Annotated in this window: 18 protein-coding genes; 15 read left to right on the forward strand and 3 right to left on the reverse strand. The window is 36.9% G+C overall.

Translation table 11 applies throughout. The annotated features are described in order from the left end of the window. Positions 1–751 precede the first annotated feature (751 nt). Positions 752–1,579 (reverse strand): ADP-ribosylglycohydrolase family protein, encoded by an 828-nt coding sequence (locus tag NiCM35_RS24950; RefSeq protein WP_095329384.1) that lies wholly within the window; start codon positions 1,577–1,579, stop codon positions 752–754. A 445-nt stretch (positions 1,580–2,024) separates the two neighbouring features. Here NiCM35_RS24950 and NiCM35_RS24955 point away from each other — a divergent pair, with 445 nt between their 5' ends. The 9 genes from NiCM35_RS24955 to NiCM35_RS24995 all read left to right on the forward strand — a co-directional run bounded on the left by NiCM35_RS24955 (position 2,025) and on the right by NiCM35_RS24995 (position 14,252). Continuing rightward, positions 2,025–2,486: a hypothetical protein gene (locus tag NiCM35_RS24955; RefSeq protein WP_123258570.1), complete on the forward strand. Its 462-nt coding sequence runs from the start codon at positions 2,025–2,027 to the stop codon at positions 2,484–2,486. Between the two features lie 96 nt (positions 2,487–2,582). Further along, complete coding sequence (locus NiCM35_RS24960) at positions 2,583–3,617, forward strand: polysaccharide pyruvyl transferase family protein (protein ID WP_123258569.1); 1,035 nt, start codon at positions 2,583–2,585, stop codon at positions 3,615–3,617. A gap of 242 nt (positions 3,618–3,859) precedes the next feature. After that, positions 3,860–5,107, forward strand: a complete 1,248-nt coding sequence (locus NiCM35_RS24965) for a sugar ABC transporter substrate-binding protein (RefSeq protein WP_095329387.1) — start codon at positions 3,860–3,862, stop codon at positions 5,105–5,107. A 216-nt stretch (positions 5,108–5,323) separates the two neighbouring features. Then, positions 5,324–6,154, forward strand: a complete 831-nt coding sequence (locus NiCM35_RS24970) for a carbohydrate ABC transporter permease (protein WP_369988880.1) — start codon at positions 5,324–5,326, stop codon at positions 6,152–6,154. Between the two features lie 12 nt (positions 6,155–6,166). Continuing rightward, positions 6,167–6,997 carry a carbohydrate ABC transporter permease gene (locus NiCM35_RS24975; RefSeq protein ID WP_061797067.1) on the forward strand — a complete coding sequence of 277 codons (831 nt, stop codon included), beginning with the start codon at positions 6,167–6,169 and terminating at the stop codon, positions 6,995–6,997. A gap of 11 nt (positions 6,998–7,008) precedes the next feature. Then, positions 7,009–9,168, forward strand: coding sequence for a beta-glucosidase BglX (gene bglX / locus NiCM35_RS24980; protein WP_433780854.1), 2,160 nt, complete (start codon positions 7,009–7,011; stop codon positions 9,166–9,168). 10 nt (positions 9,169–9,178) lie between these two features. Then, positions 9,179–12,493 (forward strand): GH36-type glycosyl hydrolase domain-containing protein, encoded by a 3,315-nt coding sequence (locus tag NiCM35_RS24985; RefSeq protein WP_433780855.1) that lies wholly within the window; start codon positions 9,179–9,181, stop codon positions 12,491–12,493. Positions 12,494–12,511: 18 nt separating this feature from the next. After that, entirely contained in the window at positions 12,512–13,483 is a 972-nt protein-coding gene (locus tag NiCM35_RS24990; protein ID WP_433780856.1) for a LacI family DNA-binding transcriptional regulator, read from the forward strand. Positions 13,484–13,493: 10 nt separating this feature from the next. Further along, complete coding sequence (locus tag NiCM35_RS24995) at positions 13,494–14,252, forward strand: alpha/beta hydrolase (RefSeq protein WP_095329392.1); 759 nt, start codon at positions 13,494–13,496, stop codon at positions 14,250–14,252. Between the two features lie 74 nt (positions 14,253–14,326). On the opposite strand, the gene NiCM35_RS25000 is transcribed toward NiCM35_RS24995, so the two are convergent. Continuing rightward, positions 14,327–14,965, reverse strand: coding sequence for a copper homeostasis protein CutC (locus NiCM35_RS25000; RefSeq protein ID WP_171510214.1), 639 nt, complete (start codon positions 14,963–14,965; stop codon positions 14,327–14,329). A 303-nt stretch (positions 14,966–15,268) separates the two neighbouring features. Between NiCM35_RS25000 and NiCM35_RS25005 the strand changes: the two genes are divergently transcribed. After that, a complete protein-coding gene (locus tag NiCM35_RS25005; protein ID WP_433780857.1) occupies positions 15,269–16,546 on the forward strand; it encodes a histidine--tRNA ligase in 1,278 nt (425 codons plus the stop codon). Positions 16,547–16,866: 320 nt separating this feature from the next. Then, positions 16,867–17,424 (forward strand): tyrosine-type recombinase/integrase, encoded by a 558-nt coding sequence (locus NiCM35_RS25010; protein WP_095329395.1) that lies wholly within the window; start codon positions 16,867–16,869, stop codon positions 17,422–17,424. 37 nt (positions 17,425–17,461) lie between these two features. Here NiCM35_RS25010 and NiCM35_RS25015 read toward each other — a convergent pair whose 3' ends face one another. Next, positions 17,462–18,154, reverse strand: coding sequence for a universal stress protein (locus NiCM35_RS25015; RefSeq protein ID WP_123258565.1), 693 nt, complete (start codon positions 18,152–18,154; stop codon positions 17,462–17,464). 231 nt (positions 18,155–18,385) lie between these two features. On the opposite strand from NiCM35_RS25015, the gene NiCM35_RS25020 reads away from it, so the two are divergent. The 4 genes from NiCM35_RS25020 to NiCM35_RS25035 are packed head-to-tail and all read left to right on the forward strand — an operon-like array spanning position 18,386 to position 23,024. Next, a complete protein-coding gene (locus tag NiCM35_RS25020) occupies positions 18,386–20,803 on the forward strand; it encodes a Na+/H+ antiporter subunit A (RefSeq protein WP_095329397.1) in 2,418 nt (805 codons plus the stop codon). Beyond that, complete coding sequence (locus NiCM35_RS25025) at positions 20,787–21,212, forward strand: Na(+)/H(+) antiporter subunit B (protein WP_095329398.1); 426 nt, start codon at positions 20,787–20,789, stop codon at positions 21,210–21,212. The genes NiCM35_RS25020 and NiCM35_RS25025 overlap by 17 nt, the downstream gene beginning before the upstream one ends. Further along, a complete protein-coding gene (locus NiCM35_RS25030; RefSeq protein WP_016201601.1) occupies positions 21,212–21,550 on the forward strand; it encodes a Na(+)/H(+) antiporter subunit C in 339 nt (112 codons plus the stop codon). Before NiCM35_RS25025 ends, NiCM35_RS25030 begins: the two co-directional genes overlap by 1 nt. After that, entirely contained in the window at positions 21,543–23,024 is a 1,482-nt protein-coding gene (locus tag NiCM35_RS25035) for a Na+/H+ antiporter subunit D (protein ID WP_433780858.1), read from the forward strand. The genes NiCM35_RS25030 and NiCM35_RS25035 overlap by 8 nt, the downstream gene beginning before the upstream one ends. Positions 23,025–23,043: the final 19 nt, after the last annotated feature.

Genomic DNA, 23,043 nt, shown 5'->3' on the forward strand with positions numbered 1-23,043 from the left:
TATATACTGTACGTATTTTCGAATCCCTCCATTCTGTCTTTAATGGCAGGAATGGTTCCCTTTTTATATTTAGCAACCATTTGATCATATTCATATGGCCCCCCACATGTTTCTTGCTGTGGGAGTACTTCAAGGAGAAGGTACGCCTAAACAGACTCTCCCTCTCTGGAAAATTGCTTTATAAACTTAGAAAAGAATGTCCAATTGTATAGAAACGTGTAAAACAAATAAAGAAAAAGATTCGTATCAGAATATCTGTATTGAATATTCGAAACAGCTGCAGGCATTAGAAGAATCGATTGAAGAAACATATGGTATTCATTTGTGTTGTTGTCCAACCTCCAAAAAATAGTCACAAAAATAATTCTTCATTATATTTTTTTTAGAATTATACAAGATCGAGAAGTGTGAAAATCTACCTCAGATAATGACCATTTCACCCGATTTTTTTGTTCCTTTTTGACGTAAAATGTCCCTGCTTTGTACCTGCTTTTTCACGTCATTAGGAACAGAAGATTATTGCTATATCAACGTTCCCGTATCGTTGTTCCTTTGTTCCTTCTTTTTATATAGAAAGAGTATATATAAATAAATATAGTGTACAGGCATAGATACGTATCACATATAAAAAGGTTTCCGTCTGAAATCAGGAACAAAGGGACATATCTCAAATCAGAGACATTTTTGTGTGACTTCTTTGCTGCCAAAAAAGAAGGTATTTATCTTTTTATAGGGGACTGTAAAGCAAAGGTTATTCTAGTTTTTGCTTTAACAGTATGGCTGTGATAAGTTCTTTGTTATGTAATGTGTCAATCCATTCTTTCGGTATAGCGTCATAACCATAAATAATACCCGCTAGTCCACCAGCAATTGCTGCGATAGTGTCTGTATCGCCTCCGAGATTGATTGCTTTTAGCACAGTTTCTTTGTACGAATGAGATTGTAAGACACACCACAGAGCTGCTTCAAGGGTATCGACAACATAACCTGTCGATTTGATTTCGGATTCTGCAAGTTCATGCAATGAATTTAAGCGTGTGAATGGTTCCTCGTGTGTCTGATTATTTAGAATATCTTTTAGGTTTTCATTTTTTATTAACCTTCTTACAATGTCCACATAAATAAGACAAGCTTTCTTGGATATGTCATGTGCGTGTGTTATGGATGATACTTCTTTGACCTTTTTATCATCACAATCAATAAATGCAAGAGGCAGAATACGCATAAGCGAACCATTACCGTTTGATCTAACATCACTTTTACCAATACCGTCCATTAGTGCTTGCTGTGTAGTTAATCCTATATCAAAAGTTTCATTTCTTGCTGTATACTTCGCATGATGCATCCAATCGAGAAAACGATTTCTCATATCTTTGATGTTTATACCATTTTCATGATTAATGGAATCTAATGTAGCGAGCAACATGGATGTATCGTCTGACCATGTGCCAACAGGTTGATTCCATACTCCACCATTTGTCATAGTCTCACATGCGTATGTTCCCCTTATTTTAAATTCATGGGGGACACCTAGTGCATCACCAATAATAAATCCATAAACAGCACTTTTTAATAGCATATAAATCAACTCCTTCTTGTCGTTGTCTTTATTGTATCATTTTAAGTGTTTAGGCTTTTTAATTTCCTCTCCGTTATATATATTTCTTTTTTATGTATACCATCCCGTTTATAGATAACTGGATACCACAAAATAATATAGGTTTCTATATTTGCATAGCATACAGATCATTCAAACAATCAGAGCAGGTTCCAGCAGTACAATGACTACACCCCATCGCAGTCATTCGAGCAGCTGTTCGAGAAAGGGGTAATTATCCAGAGACTCTCCCTTCGAAATCAACTATCTACCAAAATAATTGTATATAAATATTACCAATATCTATCAAATCTCGAATAAGGGATTGGTTCCAATGCGAAAGAGGTATCTTACATATATCCAAATTCTATAAGAAAACTAGTAACTGAAACTGCCCATCTTAAAAGGTGAGAGAAGGAGGATGAAGATGTTTACTCTAAGTGATCTCGACAAATTTGCATGGGCCTTTTTCGTCGTTTTGCCTATTGTTAATTTAATTCATGCTGCTGGGCATCAACTCTTTGTATGGATATTTGGGTTGAAGGGCGATTTAACGATTGGCAGGGGAAAAAGACTGTTTTCTATAGGGTGTATGCATATTCATGTCCTTTATTTTGTAGATGCGGCCTGTCATTATAAAGGGATAGAGAAGAAAAAAAGATGGCAGCAGACATTGATTCATGGGGGAGGCATATTATTTAACTTATTGTCGATTCTAGTCGTTAATTCTTTAATCATTCAGGAAGTTCTACCAAAAAGCTCATTTCTCTATCAATTTGTTTATTTTTCCTTTTATTTTATTTTTTTTGCCGTGCTTCCTTTTGATTATGGAGAAGATTCTCCGAATGATGGCAAATCAATTTTAATGATATGGAAGCAAAGAAAGTAAGGGAGAAAGTTACCGTTTTTGGAATACTTATAGCTTGTTTTGGGTACATGACAATTAACCACAAGTTCTATCGAAGTAAGAAGGAGGAATACAGTCATGTTAAATCAAGCAAGAAAAGAAGAATTGAATATGGTAAAAGGGATTGCTCCTAATGTAGATAAGGAAGCATTGTTTAATAACAAGAGAAAAGTATTCCTATTTGGATCGCCAAGTTATACGAATATTGGAGATCAAGCCATTGCCTATGCAGAGGAAAAGTTTATTAAAAATTGTTTTCCTTACTATGAATATATTGAAATTATGGACTATGCAACAGAAGAAGGAATAGAGCTAGTTAAGAAGATTATTAACAAAGATGATATTGTTTGTTTTACAGGCGGAGGAAATTTAGGAAGTTTATATGTAGATATTGAGGAAGATCGTAGAAAAGTAGTTTCATCCTTTAAAGACTACAAAACAATTGTTTTTCCACAATCTGCTTTTTTTGAGGATACAGAGCAAGGTAGAGAAGAGAAGCGGAAAAGCCAAGAAGCATACAATCAAAATCCTAATCTAACTTTAGTAGCAAGAGAGAATCAAACTTTAGATATTTTAAAAGAAACATTTCAGGCAAATGTTATTTACACTCCAGATATGGTATTATCTCTGTCTATTGAGCCAAGGGAGCTGGAACGTGATGGTGTTCTATTTGTTCTAAGAGCAGATAAGGAGAAGGTGACAGAAGAAAGCTTTGTTTCTGACTTAATGGACTTATTTGGAAAAACGGAGTCTGTAGAGCGGACAGATACGGTTTTATCAGAGGTTGATGTGATTGATTATGCGGACCGTGAAAAGTACTTCTTAAAAACGCTTGATAAAATTGGCTCCAAAAAATTAATTATTACAGATCGTTTGCATGCTATGATCTTTTCCATTATCACTAAAACACCTTGTCTAGTGTTCGGAAATAGCTATGGAAAAGCAAAGCATTCTTATAATGATTGGCTACATGAGTTATCCTTTATTGAATATACAGATAACAAAGAGTTAAATGACATACCAGCTATCGTGGAAAGATTGCAAAAGGCAGAGCCGAATAAGATTGATGTAAAAGAAGATTTCCAAGTACTAAAAGATTTTTTTAAAGGATAAATTTCTTTGAATTTGTGCTAACCCAACAAAGATAAGAGAGGAAAGTATATCTAGGAAAACCATTGATATTACGTAACTCTTTAAAACTTTGTTGGGTTTTTTCATTGTGTTTTGTGAAACGTTTCTACTAATAATACTAAATGAAATATTTAGAAAACGCTTGCAAGTTGATATTCAGTGATATATACTAACTTATATCGAAACGTTTCTATAAAATTCATCTAAAAATGGAGGAAACAAGAATGAATTTCAAAAAGAAATTTGCATTGCTAGGAACCACAGCATTACTTGCAGTAGGATTAATGGCGGGATGTTCTGATAGTAAAAATGATGCTAGTGACTCAGAAGTACTAACTGTTTGGGGAATGGGCGATGAAGTGAAGCAGCTCCCTAAAATGGCAGAGGAATTTACGAAAGAAACAGGCATTGAAGTGAAAATCCAAGCAATCCCCTGGGCTAGTGCTCATGATAAATTACTGACAGCCGTAGCTTCGAAGGAAGGTCCTGATGTTCTTCAAATGGGTACTACTTGGATGCCGGAGTTTCAAGCTGCTGGTGCATTGGCAGATATGGGGCCATTTATTGATAAAAATGATCATTTAAAGCCAGAAAACTTTTTCGAAGGTTCAGTAGAAACAACCAAGTTTGATGATAAGTATTACGGGATACCGTGGGCAGCGGAAACGAGAGTTTTGTTCTATCGGACCGATATTTTAGAATCCGTTGGATATAAAGAGGCACCTAAAACATGGGAAGAGCTTGAAGACGCAGCGAAGAAGCTATCAGAACGAGGAGATAATATGTATGGCTTAAATGTCGATTCGAAGGAACAAACACTTGGTTTCATGTTTGCTCGACAAAACGGTTCTGAATTGCTGTCAGACAAGGAAGAAGCGCAATTTAACCAAGCGCCGTTTGTAGAAGCAGTGACGTTTTTAAATGATATGATTCAAAAAGGGTATGCTCCTAAACAAGACTTAGGAATGGATGTTTCGCAAACGTTCTCAGGAGATGCTATTGTACCAATGTTTATTAGTGGTCCGTGGATGGTGAAAACAGTCAATGATACAGTGCCAGATATCGAAGGCAAATGGGCAACCGCCGTTCTTCCTGCTGGAAAAGATAATAATGATTCAAGTCTTGGTGGATCGAATTTAACGATATTTGAACATTCAAAGAAAAAAGATCAAGCGGCACAATTTATTGATTTTATGGTGAGCAAGGAAAACCAATTAAAGTGGTTAGAATTAACGAATGCCATGCCAACAGTAAAAGAAGCGTGGAAGGATGAAAAGCTAGCCGGAGATCCATTATATGAAGTATTTGGAGAGCAAATGGAAAACTCTCATCCAATGCCATTAATTCCTGAATTTGAAGAAATCGCTCAAAACTACTTGAAGCATTTTGAGAAAATTTATTTGGGTGGAGCAGATGTACAGGCAGAGATGGATGCTTTTAATGCAGAAACAGAAAAGGTTTTAAGTAAATAAATGAGCAGAAAGGAGTATCTCAAACATTAGCGGAAGTTATCTGAATAAACGGGTTCGATTAGAAAAGTCTGTTTCCTAATCTGAATGTGTTAAAAGAAATCTTTCTCTAAAGAGATGCTCCTTTCTATTTAAAGTAAAGGAAGTGCTTTAAAATTGAGAAACTTTACTAGTAAAAGAGCCCCATATTTATTCATTTCTCCTGCATTGCTCTTACTAATGTTGTTTTCCTTAATTCCCATTGTTGTAGCTTTTTTTATTAGTTTTACAGATATCAGCTTAGTTGGACTAGCTGATTGGTCACAGATCAATTTTGTGGGATTAAGTAATTACAAAGAAATTTTAACAGATCCTGTTTTCCTCAAATCAATTGGAAATACCTTGTTTTATGTAGTGATTGGTGTGCCTTTAGTTATCGCTTGTTCCTTAGGAATCGCGGTTATGATTAACTTCGGGGAAAATAAAATCTTTCAATTTTTTCGGTTGATTTTTTATACGCCATCGATAACAAATGTGGTTGCCGTAGCAGTTGTGTGGAGTTATCTTTATAATCCGAGTTTTGGATTTTTAAACTATTTATTGTCTCTTATCAATGTTTCTCCAGTACCGTGGCTGCAAGATCCGACAATGGCGAAAGTGTCATTAATTATTCTTGCTTTATGGCGAGCGATTGGTACGAATATGATTATTTTTTTAGCGGCGCTTCAAGGTATACCGAAAGAATATTATGAGGCTGCCTCATTAGACGGCGCTAATCGACGACAACAGTTATTTCAAATTACGATACCAATGCTTAAGTTTGCAACTTTCTTTGTAACGATTACGACGATGATTGGCTGGCTCCAGTTTTTCGAAGAACCGTTTATTATGACCAATGGCGGGCCTTTAGATAGTACTACTTCCGTTGCGTTATTTATTTACCGGAACGGGTTCCAATTTAGTAAGTTTGGTTATGCAGCGGCAGGGTCATTTATTTTATTTATTGCGATTATTATCGTTACCTTGATTCAATTCCGCATTCAGCGTAAGAGTGATGAAGAATCATTATAGGAGGAAATAGCTATGCATACATCTCAAAAGCAAATGAGAACTTCAAAATGGATTGTTGGAATTATTCTTACTGTTGGCGGATTCTTTATGGTCTTACCATTTATTTGGATGCTGCTTTCTTCCCTGAAAACGGATGCGGAAATTATGCAGTTTCCTCCAACTATTTGGCCGCAGGAGATCACCTTTGCTAATTTTAAAGAATTGTTTTTAGCGTTTAACTTTGCAGTGTATTTAAAAAATACATTAATTATCGTCCTATGCTCATTTGGCGGACTAATTTTAAACGCGATGGCAGGATATGGATTTGCAAAATATAACTTCAAGGGGAAAAATATACTCTTTTATTTAGTGCTTGCGACAATGATGATACCTGGGCAAGTCACGATGATTCCAGTTTATTTGATTTTAAACGCCATGGGCTTAACAAATACAATGGCAGGGATTGTTCTTCCGGGTCTAGTGGGGGCTTTCGCCATTTTCCTATTCCGTCAGTTTATGTCTACTATATCGAACGAATTATTAGAAGCGGCTCGATTAGATGGTGCGAGTGAATGGAAAATATTTTGGAAAATAATTATGCCTGTTTCACGCCCGGTTATAGCTGTGCAAGGAATATTGACCTTTATCGGTGCGTGGAATTCCTTCTTATGGCCGCTAATTATGGCAAATGATGAAAAGTATTATACATTATCTGTTGGTCTACAGCTTTTAAAAGGACAATATGCAAGCAATTATGCTCTGCAGATGGCTGGTTCTACCTTTATGATTATTCCAATCATTATTGTATTCATGATATTCCAAAAATACATCCTGCAAGGATTCAATGTATCAGGATTGAAGTAAGGAGCATGTAAATGAGACATGAAGATTTAGTTAAATTAGTGGATGAAATGACAGTAGAGGAAAAAGTAGATCAGCTTCTACAGCTTTCCGCCGATTTTTATACAAAAAAAAGTGAAGAAATGACAGGACCTTTAACTGATTTAGGGTTAACAGAAGAAAATATCAAACAAGCTGGCTCTACATTAGGTTTATCGGGAGCTGAAGAAGCTATTCGTATCCAAAAGGAATATATGAAAAAGCATCGTTTAGGAATTCCAACCTTAATGATGGCTGACATTATCCATGGATTTCGAACGATTTTCCCCATTCCTTTAGGTTTAGGGAGTTCCTGGAGTTTAGAAGCTGCTGAAAAAATGGCGCGAATTTCTGCATTAGAAGCTAGTGTATCTGGTTTACATGTAACCTTTTCACCGATGGTTGACTTAGTGCGCGACCCTAGATGGGGGAGAGTGATGGAATCAACAGGAGAAGATGCTCATTTAAATGGTGAATTTGCTAAAGCGTTAGTGCGTGGCTATCAAGGAGAAGACTTGAAAAGCGATACAGAACGACTGGCGGCCTGTGTAAAGCATTTTGCTGCATATGGTGCTCCGTTGGGAGGAAGAGACTATAATACGGTCGATATGTCTGAACGGCAACTAAGGGAAAGTTATTTGCCGAGTTACAAAGCTGCTATTGATGCAGGTGCTAAATTAGTAATGACCTCCTTTAATACAGTTGACGGGATTCCTGCAACTGGGAATGAGTGGCTTTTTAGAAAAATATTAAGGGACCAGTTTGGTTTTGATGGAGTAGTAATATCTGATTGGGGAGCAGTGAAGGAATTGATTGCTCATGGAGTAGCTAGAAATGAAAAAAAAGCTGCGGAGCTTGCCATAAAGGCAGGAGTAGATATTGAGATGATGACCACTTGTTATGCTCAGTATTTAAAGGAGTTAGTAGAGGAAGAAGTAGTAGACGAAAAACTTTTAAACGAAGCCGTGCTAAGAATTTTAGAATTGAAAAATGATTTAGGGTTATTTGAAAATCCTCATCGTGGAGCAGATGCAGATCGGGAAAAAGAAGTAATACTGTCACAATCTCATCGAAATGCATCCAGAGAAATAGCAGCAAAATCAATTGTATTGCTAGAAAACAATGGTGTCTTGCCGTTATCTGCCGATCAAAAAGTAGCAGTTGTCGGACCGGGAGCAGATTCACAGGATATTTTAGGAGCTTGGTCATGGCAAGGGAAAATGGATGAAGCTGTGTCGTTACTCGAAGGGATGCAGGAGAAATCTGCTAATATTCTCTCAGCAGAAGTACCTTGTGATTACTTTAAACTATCAGAAGACATGATTTCAAGCGCACTAAAAGCAGCGAGTCATGCAGAAGTCGTTATATTAGCTTTAGGGGAACAAGAATGGATGAGTGGAGAGGCGGCCAGCCGAAGTGATATTTGCTTGCCAAAAGAACAGATAAAGCTTTTTAAGCAATTAAAGGATACAGGTAAACCGATAATCGTTACGTTGTATAATGGCCGACCATTAGATATTAGTGAGCTAGATGGAGCGGATGCCATTGTAGAAGCGTGGTTCCCTGGGACAGAAGGTGGAAATGCGCTAAGTGACATTTTATATGGAGATGTAAACCCAAGCGGGCGTTTAAGCATGAGTTTTCCTGAAAATGTGGGGCAAGTGCCAGTCTACTACAATGGAGATAATACAGGTCGTCCTTATGAAGAGAATCCGGACGAAAAATATGTTTCTAAATACTTAGATGTTTCGAATTATGCACGTTATCCGTTTGGCTATGGGTTAAGCTACAGCGAGGTTGTCTACAGTAATTTGCAATTAGATAAAGAGACCATATCGGAGAATGAAGCAGTGACAATTACGGTGGAAGTGGAAAATAGAGGAGATTATCCTGTCACAGAAACGGTCCAGCTTTATATACGTGATCTAGTTGGAGAGGTTGTGCGTCCTGTTAAGGAATTAAAGGACTTTAAGCAAGTTCAGTTAAAAAATGGAGAAAAGCAAGTGGTTACCTTTAAAATTTCCGAAGAGCAGCTTCGATATACTCATAGAAATATGCAATTTTTAAGTGATGACGGCGATTTTGAAGTAATGGTTGGTCCAAATAGCATAGAACTTCAATCAAAAAGTTTTGAATTAAAAAAGATAAGAGGATAGGTATGAAGATATGAATACGCAAACAGTTACATTGAATGGGAATAATACGACATTTTCATTTCTTCCTAGCGGGGATATATATGAGATTCGTCATAAAGATATAATGGTTAACCAACTCATAGGGAATTTATTAGATGGCAGTGCAAACCAAATCTATTTGCGTGTGTTTAAAAAGGGGACAATTCTTTCGACACCATTACTTGGTATTCAATCGGATAGTAAGCTGGCAGTAGGTGAGCGTGCATTAATTTGGAGTGGCACCTTTGAAGGAGTATCCTATGAAGTTAAATTTATAGTAACCTCACATGACGTATGGTTCTGGGAAGTTTCTTTACAAGGGAATCAAACAGTAGATTTATTATATGGACAGGATATTGGCATCGCGGCAAAAGGAGCCGTTCAATCGAATGAGGCTTATGTATCTCAATATATCGATCATTACATCGATACACAGCATGGATATACAATCTGCTCTAGGCAAAATCAGCCGCAAGACGGTAAATTCCCGTATTTACAACAAGGATGTTTGCAAAAAACAATTGGATTTAGTACAGATGGATATCAATTCTTTGGAATGTCTTATAAAGAAACAAATATTCCTGAGGCATTACAGAGGGAAAGCCTGTCAACAGAGGTTTATCAGTATGAAATGGCTTATGCGGCCCTACAAACAGATAAACGAAATGTACAAGAGAAGCAATCGGTTGTTTTTTATGGTTCTATCTTGGAAAATCATCCAACAGCTGTAGAGAAACCCTTTTTCACTACTCAACAAATAGAAGAAATTTGGGTAGAAGCAAACAAATTGGAACAGGTTACAAAACCAGTAAATAAAATGACGCGTATTGTTAATCAAGTTATCAAAACAGAAAGCCTGACTCCTGAGGAAATAGATGAGTTATTTGGGATTCAACTAGAAAAAGAGATAGTAGATCAAAAGCTTTTGTCCTTTTTCACAGATAATCAACATCATGTTGTATTAAAGGAAAAGGAAGTTCAAATGGAAAGGCCGCATGGTCATATCCTTTTAAGCGGAACTGACTTAGTAGTAGATAAACCGGTAATGGCTACAACGGTCTATATGTATGGGATTTTTAATTCCCAAATTGTTTTAGGGAACACTTCCATGAACAAAATGATGAGCAATAATAGAAATTCACTTAATATAATGAAGAAATCTGGTCAGCGGATTTATATGAAAATAAATAATCAGTGGCAGTTATTAGCTATGCCATCTGCATTTGAAATGGGCTTTAATGTTGCTAAATGGTATTACAAGCTTGCGGATGACTTGATTATAGTGACAAATTATACCTCTGTTGAAGACCATGAGATTAAGCTGAGCATCGAAAGTAAAAGAGGGAAAAAATATGATTTTGTCATTAGTAATCATATTTTAATGAATGATGGAGAGGATTCGGTACCATTTAAATGGGAACAATCAAATCAAGTCATCACATTTAATGGCACACCAAGTTCAACTGTCGATCAAGGCTATCCAGAGCTAACTTATCATATCCATGTTGAACAATCCTTTACGTTGAAGGATGAAACGGTTTTTGTTTCCCTTAAGGAAGGATCGGACTTCCCGCTAGTTATGTTAGAATTGCTGCAAGAACATACCGTAAACCTTACTATTCAGGGGAATTTGCATAGAGGAAATTATCAGCATCATCAAAAGAGCGAAGGTATAGAGACGGAAAGCTATGAACGCTATCTGGATGGATTATTAAATGGTTTTCAGATGAAGCATGAGAATCCACTCATTCAAGAAGAAGTAGAGAGAATGAATCTGCTTAGTAGATGGTATTCTCATAATATGCTAGTCCATTATCTGTCTCCACACGGGTTAGAGCAATATGGCGGTGCTGCATGGGGAACAAGGGACGTTTCGCAGGGACCAGTGGAATATTTCTTTGCCGTTAATCGCCCTGAAATTGTTCGTGAGATATTGAAAAAAGTATATGCAAACCAATTCGAAAATGATGGGAATTGGCCGCAGTGGTTTATGTTTGATCGATTTGAAAAGATTAAGGCAGATGAAAGTCATGGTGATGTTATTGTATGGCCGTTAAAGGTAGTTGGAGATTATTTAACATTTACAGGAGATGCGAGCATATTAGCGGAGTCTATTCCATTTACAAATCGAGATACATTTGCAAAAACGGAAGAGTTTTATCCGTTAATGGAGCATGTTAAGAAGCAAATCCATTATATAGAGACAAATTTTCTGCCGAATACATTTTTGTCTTGTTATGGAGATGGAGATTGGGACGATACATTACAGCCATATGATAGCAGGTTAAAGAAGAATATGGCTAGCAGCTGGACTGTAGCACTTACCTACCAGACAATTCGTAACTTAGCGAGAGCGTTAGAGAGTTATGATAATCTGTATGCAGCATACCTTTTTGATTTGGCTAAAAATATTAAAGCGGACTTTAACCGCTTTATATTAAGTGCAGATACTATTCCAGGATTTGTCTATATGGAGGATTCGGATCATGTGGAATTAATGATACATCCAGATGATGAAAAAACAAATATTCAATACCGATTATTACCCATGACGAGAAGTATGATTGCAGAATTAATCACACCGGAGATAGCCGAGCATCATTATCAAATTATAAAAGAAAATTTATATTTTCCGGATGGAGTGCGATTAATGAATCGGCCTGCATCTTATAAAGGCGGCGTAAGCACTAACTTTAAACGTGCGGAACAGGCGGCTAACTTTGGAAGAGAAATTGGTTTGCAATATGTACACGCTCATATTCGTTTTACGGAAGCAATGGCGAAGTTAGGGAAAGCGGAAGAAACGTGGAAAGGGTTAAATACGATTAATCCAATTGGTCTCAAAGATCGTGTGGAAAATGCAGCTATTCGTCAGAGTAATGTTTATTTCAGCAGTTCTGATGGCGATTTCAAAACGAGGTATGAAGCACAAGAGAATTTTGGTAAACTTAAAAATGGCGGTGTTCCTGTAAAAGGCGGCTGGCGTATATACTCTAGCGGGCCAGGAATTTATATTAATCAGTTAATAAGCAACGTATTAGGGATTCGCCAAACAGCTGCAGAGGTTATTATTGATCCAGTTCTGCCACAAAGCTTAAATGGCTTAACTGTAACATTTCAATTATTAGATAAGCCTGTAGAGATTAAGTATACACTTGGGTCTAAAGATAAGAAGGCGATCTTTAATGGAAATGTTCTAGAGAACAGACTTGAAGATAATCTTTATCGGCAGGGTGGAATATGCTTAAATAAGGAAGCAATGAAGAAAGTATTACAACAAGAAAATATATTAGAAGTGTACTGCTAATAGGAAGGGGTGAAGGCAATGGTAGGGATTAAAGATATAGCTAAGGCAGCTGGTGTTTCTATTTCTACCGTATCCTATGCACTAAATGGCAGTCCAAAGGTAACGGAAGCCACTCGTGCAAGAATAACTGCTATTGCAAATGAGCTCAATTATATTCCTAATATGGCAGCGAGAACATTGAAAAAGCAGGAAACAAAAATTATAGCTGTCTATCTTGCAGATTATGGCGGGAGTTTCTATGGAGAGCTATTAGAAGGAATTAAACGGGGTCTTGCCTATTACAACTATGACATGATTGTTTGTAGTGGGCAGAAGTCCCATTTATTTCTTCCAGAAAGAATGGTGGATGGGGGAATTATCCTAGACTGGAGCTTTAGCACAGAAGAAATTATTCAATTTGCCAATCGAGGGCACTCTTTAGTTGTGCTGGATCGAGAAATCAGTTGTCCTAATGTTAGAAAAGTACTATTGGATAATAAAGGCGGAGCAACGCTTGCGGTGGAAAAAATAATTTCAAGTAATCTGGGAAAAGTTTATTTGGTAACAGGTCCAGAAGAAGCGTTTGACAGCCGGCAAAGGATGGAGGCTAGTGAACGCGAATTAGCTCGCTATGGCGTCGAGTATGAGGTTATTCCCTCTGCATTTACGGAGGAATCGGGTTATGCAGCAGCAGAAATTATCCATTCGAAGATGACATGCTCACCTATTACCATTTTTTCTTTTAATGATGAAATGGCTGTAGGAATTTATAAATATTTTAAAGATAAAGATAGAAAGATAGGCACAGATATTTCTCTTATTGGCTTTGATAATATAGAAATTGGCTCTTTTCTTAATCCGTCATTAGCGACAATTTCTTATTCCAAACATCGTTGGGGAATGGTTGCCGCGGAAAAAGTGGTTCAGTTGATAAATAATGAAGAAGTCGAGGATGAATGGATAATTACCAGTTTTGTAGAAGGGAAATCATTTATTTCTAATAAAAAGTAGGGGTGGAAAAATGGCTGTCTCTAAAGTGAATTTTCGTTCTGAAGTTTTAGGAAAAGCAACTTCTATGAATATTTATCTTCCTGATAAAGGGAATAGCGCCCTTATTCCTGTTATCTATCTGTTACATGGCTGGTCTGATGATGACGAAGCTTGGTTAACAGCTACATCACTTGAAAGGTATGCTTCAGAGTATGAATTTGCGATTGTGATGCCTCAAGTAGATTTAAGTTACTATGCAGATATGGTGAATGGAAATCGCTATTGGACGTTTTTATCGGAAGAATTGCCTGCATTAGTTAGAAAGTGGTTTCGTATTTCCGATCAGAAAGAGGCTAGCTTTGTTGCTGGACTATCCATGGGCGGCTATGGCGCAACAAAATTGGCTCTAACTTTTCCTGATCGCTTCAACAGCTTTGCCTCCTTATCCGGAGCGATGGATGTCGTAGAATTGTGGAAGAGGGATAGAGATAGAGACAAAGCATTTGCAGATATTTTTGGATCTATCCAGCAGCTGGCTGGCAGTGAAAATGACTTATTCCATCTTTTGGAGAAGCTAAAAGAAGATAGCCATGTGAAAATGCTGCAAATCTGTGGTACAGAAGACTTCCTTTATCAGGACAACTTAAAGTTTAGAGAGAAAGCACAAAAGAAAATAAGAGATTATCATTATATTGAAATGCCGGGAGACCATAACTGGGCATTTTGGGATAAAACAATCCAGATTGTATTAAAATGGTTTGACGAGAACTATAAAGAAGCGAATAATTAATAGAAGGGACTGTCCATTTAGGGATAGTCCCTTTGCTGTTTGCATGAAAGAAGGATGACCCCTGAGGACACAAATTATAAATCTCCCAAAATTCTTGTCCCATGCGCTTCTTTCATTCCTAACTCTGAAGAAAGCAACGGAAGGTTAGCAGATGTTATTCCGCCGCCAGGAATAATAATAATTTTTTCAGAAGCATATTCTATATAACTTTTTAGTGCAGGAAGATTGTTCTCTATTCTTGTTGATAGAGGGCCACCATGTGTTAAAATACGGTGCACGCCATGGGATGCGAGCCAATCAATTGCTTGCCATTTTAGCTGTGGAGCAATTTCGTCAAAGGCCATATGAAAGGTAATCTCCATCCCAGCAGCAGCGTCTAAGCATTTCTCCAGCGCTTCTTCATCAATCCAGTTAGCTTTATCCAAGCAGCCGATTACTGCACCGTTTATACCAAGCTCTTTAAAAAGGCGGATATCTTGGCACATAATATCTATCTCATGCTCGTTATACATAAAGTTTCCGCCTCTTGGGCGAATGATAGCCATCACCTTTGTATCGGTATTTCTACAATAGGAAATCGTTTTTGCGGCAACGCCATAGCTTACTGTTGTTCCTCCAACAGAAAGGTTATCGCATAACTCAATTCGATCGGCCCCTTTTTGGATGGCGCTCGGAACAAGTGTAAAGTTTTCTACACAGACTTCTTTTATCATTATCATCACCTACCAATCTAATTAAGATAGTATCATATATGGACATGAAAGAAAGTTATAATAAATGGCTATTGTTTTCTCTTTACTAATATGTTAAAGTATTTGGAAAATACGAGGTGATGGAAATGGTTAAACGCATACTTAGTATCTTTCTTTCACAATTACATCATCATAAACAGTAGTCTTGCTATTTCGATTTAAAAATCGTACATAGGAAGGCTATTTCTCATGAAACCGCATTTGATTAAGTTTTACTACTTAAATCAAGGGCGGTTTTTTATTTTTAAACAGGAGGCTAAAAAAATGAAGAAGATGAATTATCAAAATGTAAAGGGAACACTCGATTATTTGCCAGAAGAGGAGGGAATCAGAAGAGCGATCCGCAGAACGATGGAAGATGTATTTATTCAGTATGGCTGTAAGCCGATAGAGACACCGATCTTAAATTATCAAAGCTTGCTTGCTTCTAAATATGCTGGCGGGGCAGAAATATTAGAAGAAATGTATACACTTTCTGATCGGGGAAAAAGAGAGCTGGCGCTGCGCTATGATTTAACGATCCCCTTTGCGAAGGTTGTTGCGATGAACCCAACATTAAAAATGCCTTTTAAACGCTACGAGATTGGCAAAGTTTTTCGAGATGGACCGATAAAGACAGGCCGATACCGAGAGTTCACACAATGTGATGTGGATATTGTAGGTGTTCAATCGCAAGTGGCCGAAGCAGAGCTCATGATGATGGCATTGGATGTTTTCAAAAAATTAAAGATGGATGTGACGATTCAATATAATAATCGCAAATTATTAGTTGGATTTCTCCGTCAGTTGAATATTACTGGTCAAATGGTAAACCGCGTAATTTTGATATTAGACAAAATCGAGAAAATTAGTAAGGATAAAATTAAGGAAGAACTGAGAGAAGTTGGATTAGAACAAGGTGCGATAGACGCTATCGAAGCATTTTTACAAAAGGACTTGGACGGTATTGTGGAGCAGTATCGACAGTTGGCAGAAAAAGAGGAGATTATCAAACAGGGACTGGAAGAATGGAATGAATTACAAGTATATTTAAAACGGCTAGAACTTGAGCCATATTGCGTATTCAATCCATTTCTTGCGAGAGGCCTTGAAATTTATACAGGAACGATATATGAAATTTTTTTAACAGATAAAAGCGTAAAGTCAAGCATTGGTAGTGGCGGAAGATATGATAATGCGATAGGAGGGCTAGTTGGTTCTGAAGAAACTTATGCAACAGTGGGCATTTCTTTTGGGCTGGATGTCATTTTAGCCGCTCTTTCATTAGAAAATCACTTTTCAGAAGCGGAAAGGCTAGACTACTACATTATTCCCGTTGGTCGCCCGATAGAAGCTATATTAACAGCAAAAGCGCTTCGAGACCAAGGTTTTAAAGTGGAATTAGAATTAGGAAAGAAAAAACTGGCAAAAGCTTTAGAGAAAGCAAATAAAGAAGGGGTCAAAAAGGTCATTATGATAGGAGAAAAGGAGGTAGATAGAAATACGTATAAAGTGAGAGATATGGAAACGGGAGAGGAATGGCTAGAGATTTTTCAATATTAAGTAGGATGGGCAGTAGATGGGAGACATTTACTGCCTTTGTCTATGTTTGTCAGGATTGGAAGCAGCGTCAAAGCCCATTTCAAGAAAATCTAAGACAAAAGGTAACAAAAAAACTATTCATATTCTTTTTCATATAAGTTAAAAAAATCCTTTTCCGGTAGCATAGAAAAGCAAATTCTCTAGAAAACTTCATAACAGATTATTTACACACAAGAGAAGCATACTACAAAAGAAATAACATTTATATAGTAGATATTCATTGTAATGTTACTTAAATGATGATAACATAAAGTTATGTAACATTATTGGGAGGCAAACCGATGGAATATGTCGATCCTATAAAAGAAATTGAGAGTATTAATGCGATTAAAGTAGTATTAAGAAAACAATCTCAAAGAGACTTGCTCCTTTTTGTATTAGGTATTAATACAGGAATAAGAGTTAGTGATTTACTCGCATTAAAAGTTCGGGATGTAAGAGATGCGTCGGGAATTAAGGAGTTTTTGTATCTTCGTGATTCAGATGAAGTGAAGGCATACTATTTAAATAGTAAAGTGCATATTGAATTGGAGAAATATTTGCAAGAACATGAATTTGAAGAGGATGAATTTCTTTTTAAGTCTCAGAAGAATAATCAACCGATTACTCGTCAACAGGCCTATCGGATTATAAACAAAGCGGCAAAATTAGTTGGAATTTCTGGGAAGATTGGAATGCATACCTTGAGAAAAACATTCGGCTACCATGCCTACCGAAAGGGGATAGCTATTTCTTTATTGATGCATGTATACAATCACACTTCCCGTTCGGAAACTTTAAAATATATAGGCATTGAAAAGCACGAAAAGAGATTAGTTAAAGTGGATGTTAATCTTTAATAAAAAACTCCACCAAGTTTGGTGGAGTATAAATGGCCTATAGATAATCATCATCGTTACTAGCGTTCGTATCGATGTCAACATTCGTTAATTCGTTAACGATATCCTCATGTACTTGCACTTGCAATGTTTCTTGATCTTTCATAAATTTGAAAACACCATTATTAAAATCCGTACCGTGTTCTTTAAAGAAAATCCCTTCATACATTACCTGCTTTGTATGATTGAAAATTAGACGATATCCATTTTGTTCTTTTACTAAATATGCACGTACACCTTTTTCATATTGACCTTCAGGATTTTTCAAAAAACGGGCGACCGAAATGATATGAAGATCAACAAATGGGATTTCACGTAATAACGAATTAATAATCGAACCTTTTGCGATCTGCTCCCAACGACTTTGCGCTGTTTGACCAAGAACAATTTGGGTGATGTTTTTTTCTCTAGCTACTTCTGCGATCACCTTAGAGATTGGTCTTGATTCCTTGTCTTTAATGATAAACGCATCCGCACTATGACGTTCAGCTAACTCTTTCCATCTAGTAATATAGTTTGACTTTTCTGCATCCAGCTCATCAAACGGTTTGGAATCCACCGTAAGAATATAGAGTGGACAATCAAGCATATTAGCTAATTTACAGCCTCGTTGTATAAGACGTTCACCGTTAGGACCGTAATAAACGCAGACGAGAATACTTTCATCCATGCGTTCTTTTCCATTTATCATGATTTTTTTCACCTCAGGTATAGATGTGAATGATTTACACCATTAATAATAAACTATGTATGACTATAACGTATGCTACTATATGAGTCAATGCATTTCCTTAAATTATCCAAATGAACAAATACATTTATATTCTTTTACTAATAGTAAGGTTAGACATCGTTTTCATTATAAATACCTTTATGACTTAAGTTCATCAAAATAGAACCAATTTAAAGGAGGGAAATAAAAATGACTTGGGTACATTTTATGATATTGTTTCCATTTATGTTTGCCTTAATTGTGCCTTTTATTTATAAAAGGCTGACGCCACGAATCCATACTGGCTGGTTTGTACTGTTTGTGCCATTTCTTATTTTTATCTATCTGTTGACGTACATTCCAAAAGTAGCAAAAGGAGAGGTGTTTACTTCTACAGTTAAATGGATACCAGCCTATGGCATTAACTTTATAACCTACTTAGATGGGCTTAGCTTAGTTTTTGGATTGCTGATTGCTGGGATAGGAAGTTTAGTCATTTTATATTCTATTTTCTATTTATCAAAGCATCGCGAAGCATTGCATAACTTCTATGTATATTTATTGTTATTTATGGGAGCGATGCTTGGGCTAGTATTGTCTGATAATTATTATGTTTTGTATGTTTTCTGGGAAATTACGAGTGTGTCGTCCTTTCTGTTAATTGCTTATTGGTATGAAAGGGACCGTTCTAGATATGGCGCGCAGAAGGCAATGTTGATTACTGTTTTTGGCGGACTTGCGATGCTGGCGGGTTTGATTATGCTTTCTATTATGGCAGATACAACCAGCATAAGAGAAACGCTGCTTCAACTTGATTTAATTCAAGGTCATGCTTTATTTATACCAGCAATGATTCTCATTTTACTAGGGGCATTTACGAAGTCTGCCCAATTTCCGTTTAGTATTTGGCTTCCAGATGCCATGGAAGCACCGACTCCAATCAGTGCTTATTTACATTCGGCAACGATGGTTAAAGCAGGAATTTATTTAGTTGCTCGTCTAACTCCTATTTTTGGCGGGACGATGGAGTGGTTCTGGATTGTTGTAGGAATAGGCATTTTTACTTTATTATATGGCTCCTTTAATGCCGTGAAGCAGACAGATTTAAAAGCATTATTAGCGTATTCAACCATTAGTCAATTAGGATTAATTATGAGTCTGCTTGGCTTGGGTTCTGCTGCAATGTATAAAGGGGTAGCTGTAGAAGAAGCAGGGCTGTATGCAACAGCGATTTTTGCAGCGATTTTTCACTTAGTAAATCATTCCACCTTTAAGGGCTCTTTATTTATGGTCGTAGGAATAATTGACCATGAAACCGGTACTCGGGATTTGCGGAGACTTGGCGGGCTTATTCACTTAATGCCAGTTTCCTTTACCCTTACAGTAATTGGTGGTTTTTCGATGGCTGGTCTTCCACCATTTAATGGTTTCCTAAGTAAAGAAATGTTCTTTACCGCTGTTGTGCAAGCGTCGGAAATGGAAATATTTAATCTTCAGCATATTGGAATTTTTATTCCTATTATAGCTTGGATTGCTAGTGTATTAACGTTTGTTTATTGCATGGTATTAATTTTTAAAACATTTAGAGGGAAAAATAAAGCACCAAAACTGGATAAAGTGGTGCATGAGGCGCCAATTGGCTTGTTGCTCTCACCTATCATTCTAGGTGCGCTTGTTATTCTTTTCTTCTTTATTCCAAATGTTGTCTCGAAATTTTTGTTAAAACCAGCATTTACAGCTGTGCTGCCAACACTTGCGTATACAGTTGAGTCCAAAAAAATTAGCGCTTTCCATGGATTTAATACAGAGCTTTGGATGACGATTGGTGTGGTGGTATTAGGTACGGTACTATATTTGTTTTTACGAAAATGGTATAAGATTTATCGTCTGTATCCACAAGCCATTACATTAAGTAATTTATATAATCTAGGCTTGGAATATCTAGAAATATTATCTAAGTCTATTACTAATTTTTATATGACTGGCTTTTTACGTGATTATCTAGTCTATATATTTGGCTTTATCATTTTAATCATCGGGGGATCCTTGTTCCTTTTTAATGGTTTTACATTTGATATGTCACATGATTCACCAATTACTATTTTTGATATGGGAATAGTCATTGCAATGATTGTAAGTTCTGTCACCGTGCTGTTCTCCAAATCGAGAATTACCTCTATTGTGGCGGTTGGAGCGTTAGGATTTCTTGTTTCGTTTTTCTTTGTTCTTTTTAGAGCTCCAGATCTAGCACTTACGCAATTAGTAGTTGAAACGGTAACGACTGTATTATTCTTGCTATGCTTCTATCATTTGCCGCAATTAAAGAAAGAAATAAGCAGGGTACCTTTTAAAGTGGTTAATGCCATTATTTCGATTGGCGTAGGGTTAGTTGTTACACTGATTGCTTTATCAGCAAATGGAACCCATCTGTTTGCTTCTATTTCAAGCTATTATGAAAACTCCTATAAACTAGCCGGAGCAAAAAATATCGTTAATGCCATTTTGGTAGATTTCCGAGGTATTGACACGATGTTAGAGATTCTTGTGCTTACAGTAGCAGGTTTGGGAGTTTATACATTAATAAAGGTACGACTAGTGGGAGGGGATAAGAATGAAGGAACCAAATGATATTATCATCCGAAGTGTTGCAAAGGTTGCTGTCGTCATTATCCTCACCTTTGCAATCAACCTTTTTGTCTCTGGACACCATTTTCCAGGAGGTGGATTTATTGGCGGTCTTACCTTTGCGGCTGCGATTATATTGCTTTTTCTTACCTTTGATATTGAATCCGTCCGAAAGAACCTTCCTGTTGACTTTAAAGTATTAGCGGGAGTGGGCGTGTTAATCGCTGTTTTGACAGGGGTAGGGGGAATGGTGTTTGGGGAAGCATTTTTAACCCAAGCCTTTGGATACTTTGATCTGCCGATTTTTGGAAAAACGGAGTTGGCGACTGCAGTCATTTTCGATGTGGGTGTGGCTCTTGCCGTTATCGGTACCGCCATAACAATTATTATGACAATAGGGGATGATCGATAATGGAGACGCTAATGTCTATTCTTGTAGGTATCTTATTCTCTATCGGAATCTACCTTATTTTAACAAAGACATTATTACGAATTATTTTAGGGACATCAATTCTTGGTCACGGTGTAAACTTGCTTATTATTACAATGGGTGGATTGAATAAAGGAGGTCCTCCGCTCTTAGGGATAACCGATCATACTTTTGCAGATTCTTTGCCGCAGGCATTGCTGCTTACAGCCATTGTCATAAACTTTGCAACAACAGCTTTATTTTTAGTACTAAGCTACAGAGCATATAAAGTATTAGGCACCGATGATACAGATTTATTAAGGGGTAATGAGGATGAATAATATTGTCATTTTGCCGATCATCCTTCCTATCGTATTTGCGATGATCATGGTTATTTTTCGAGATAAAGTTATCCTTCATCGGATATTAAGCTTAGTAGCAGTTATTTCTGTTTTTATTGTGGCTTACGTTTTAATCGGTCAAATTAAAACAGATGGGATCCAGTCCATTCAATTAGGAGGATGGGACCCACCATTTGGTGTAAGTATGGTAGCTGATATGTTTGCGGCAATTCTTGTTCTCGTTACGAGTATTATTGGGTTTTGCTGTTTGTTATACGCATTTCATTCGATTGGGGAACAATTGGAGAAGTATTATTTTTATCCATTATTCTTGGTTTTGATAACAGGTGTAAACGGTTCTTTCCTTACAGGGGATATATTTAACCTATTTGTTTGTTTTGAAGTAATGCTTGTTGCTTCATATGTACTCATTTCATTAGGAGGAACAAGGGTTCAGTTAAGAGAATCAATTAAATATTTACTGATAAATATTATTTCATCCTTTCTGTTTCTCGTTGCGATTGCTTATTTATACGCTATTACTGGAACGTTAAATTTTGCCCATTTATCTGTCCGTATTGCAGAAGTTGGTCAAGGCGGGCTCATGACAACGGTAGCGATTTTATTCCTAATTGTATTTAGCTTAAAAGCTGGATTGTTTTTATTCTTCTGGCTTCCAGGTTCATATAGTGCACCACCAACAGCGATTTCTGCTATCTTTGCTGCACTTTTAACAAAAGTAGGAATGTATGCGATTATTCGAGTATTTACCTTGATTTTTTATCATGAAGTTCACATTACCCATTTATTAATCGGAATTCTCGCAGCTATTACGATGACTCTTGGAGCAATTGGAGCCGTAGCCTATAGAGATATCTATAAAGTGATGACCTATAATGTGGTCATTGGTGTTGGGTTTATTTTGGCGGGTGTTGCTACGTACTCAACAGTGGGGATGACTGGTTCCATCTACTATTTCATGCATGATATGGTGATCAAAGCACTTATCTTTTTGCTGGGAGGTACAATTATTCATCTGACTGGAACAAGTAAATTAGATGAGATGAGTGGATTGATTCGTTTACACCCGCAGTTAGGCTGGATGTTCTTTGTAGCAGCTTTATCCTTATCAGGAATTCCTCCGTTAAGTGGATTTTTAGGGAAAATATTTATTACAGAAGGTACCTTTAATGCAGGATATTACTGGTTAGGTGCATTTGGACTAATCAGCAGCTTGTTTGTCCTTTATTCTATTATGAAAGTATTTATGGCTGTGTTTTGGGGCTATACCGATTTAACATTAGAACAAGAAAAAGGAACCACGAAAGGATTAATGCTGCCGATGGCTTTCCTTACTTTCTTAACCATTGCATTAGGAATAGGGACAGAAGGGATTCATGAATATGTAGATTTGGCAGTTGAAGGCTTGATGGACCCCAATTATTATGTCAAAGCTGTTTTAAGCAATAATTAAGGGAATTTAAGTAGTAAAT

Source organism: Niallia sp. M35 (assembly GCF_050971705.1).
GTDB classification, from domain to species: domain Bacteria; phylum Bacillota; class Bacilli; order Bacillales; family Cytobacillaceae; genus Niallia; species Niallia circulans_A.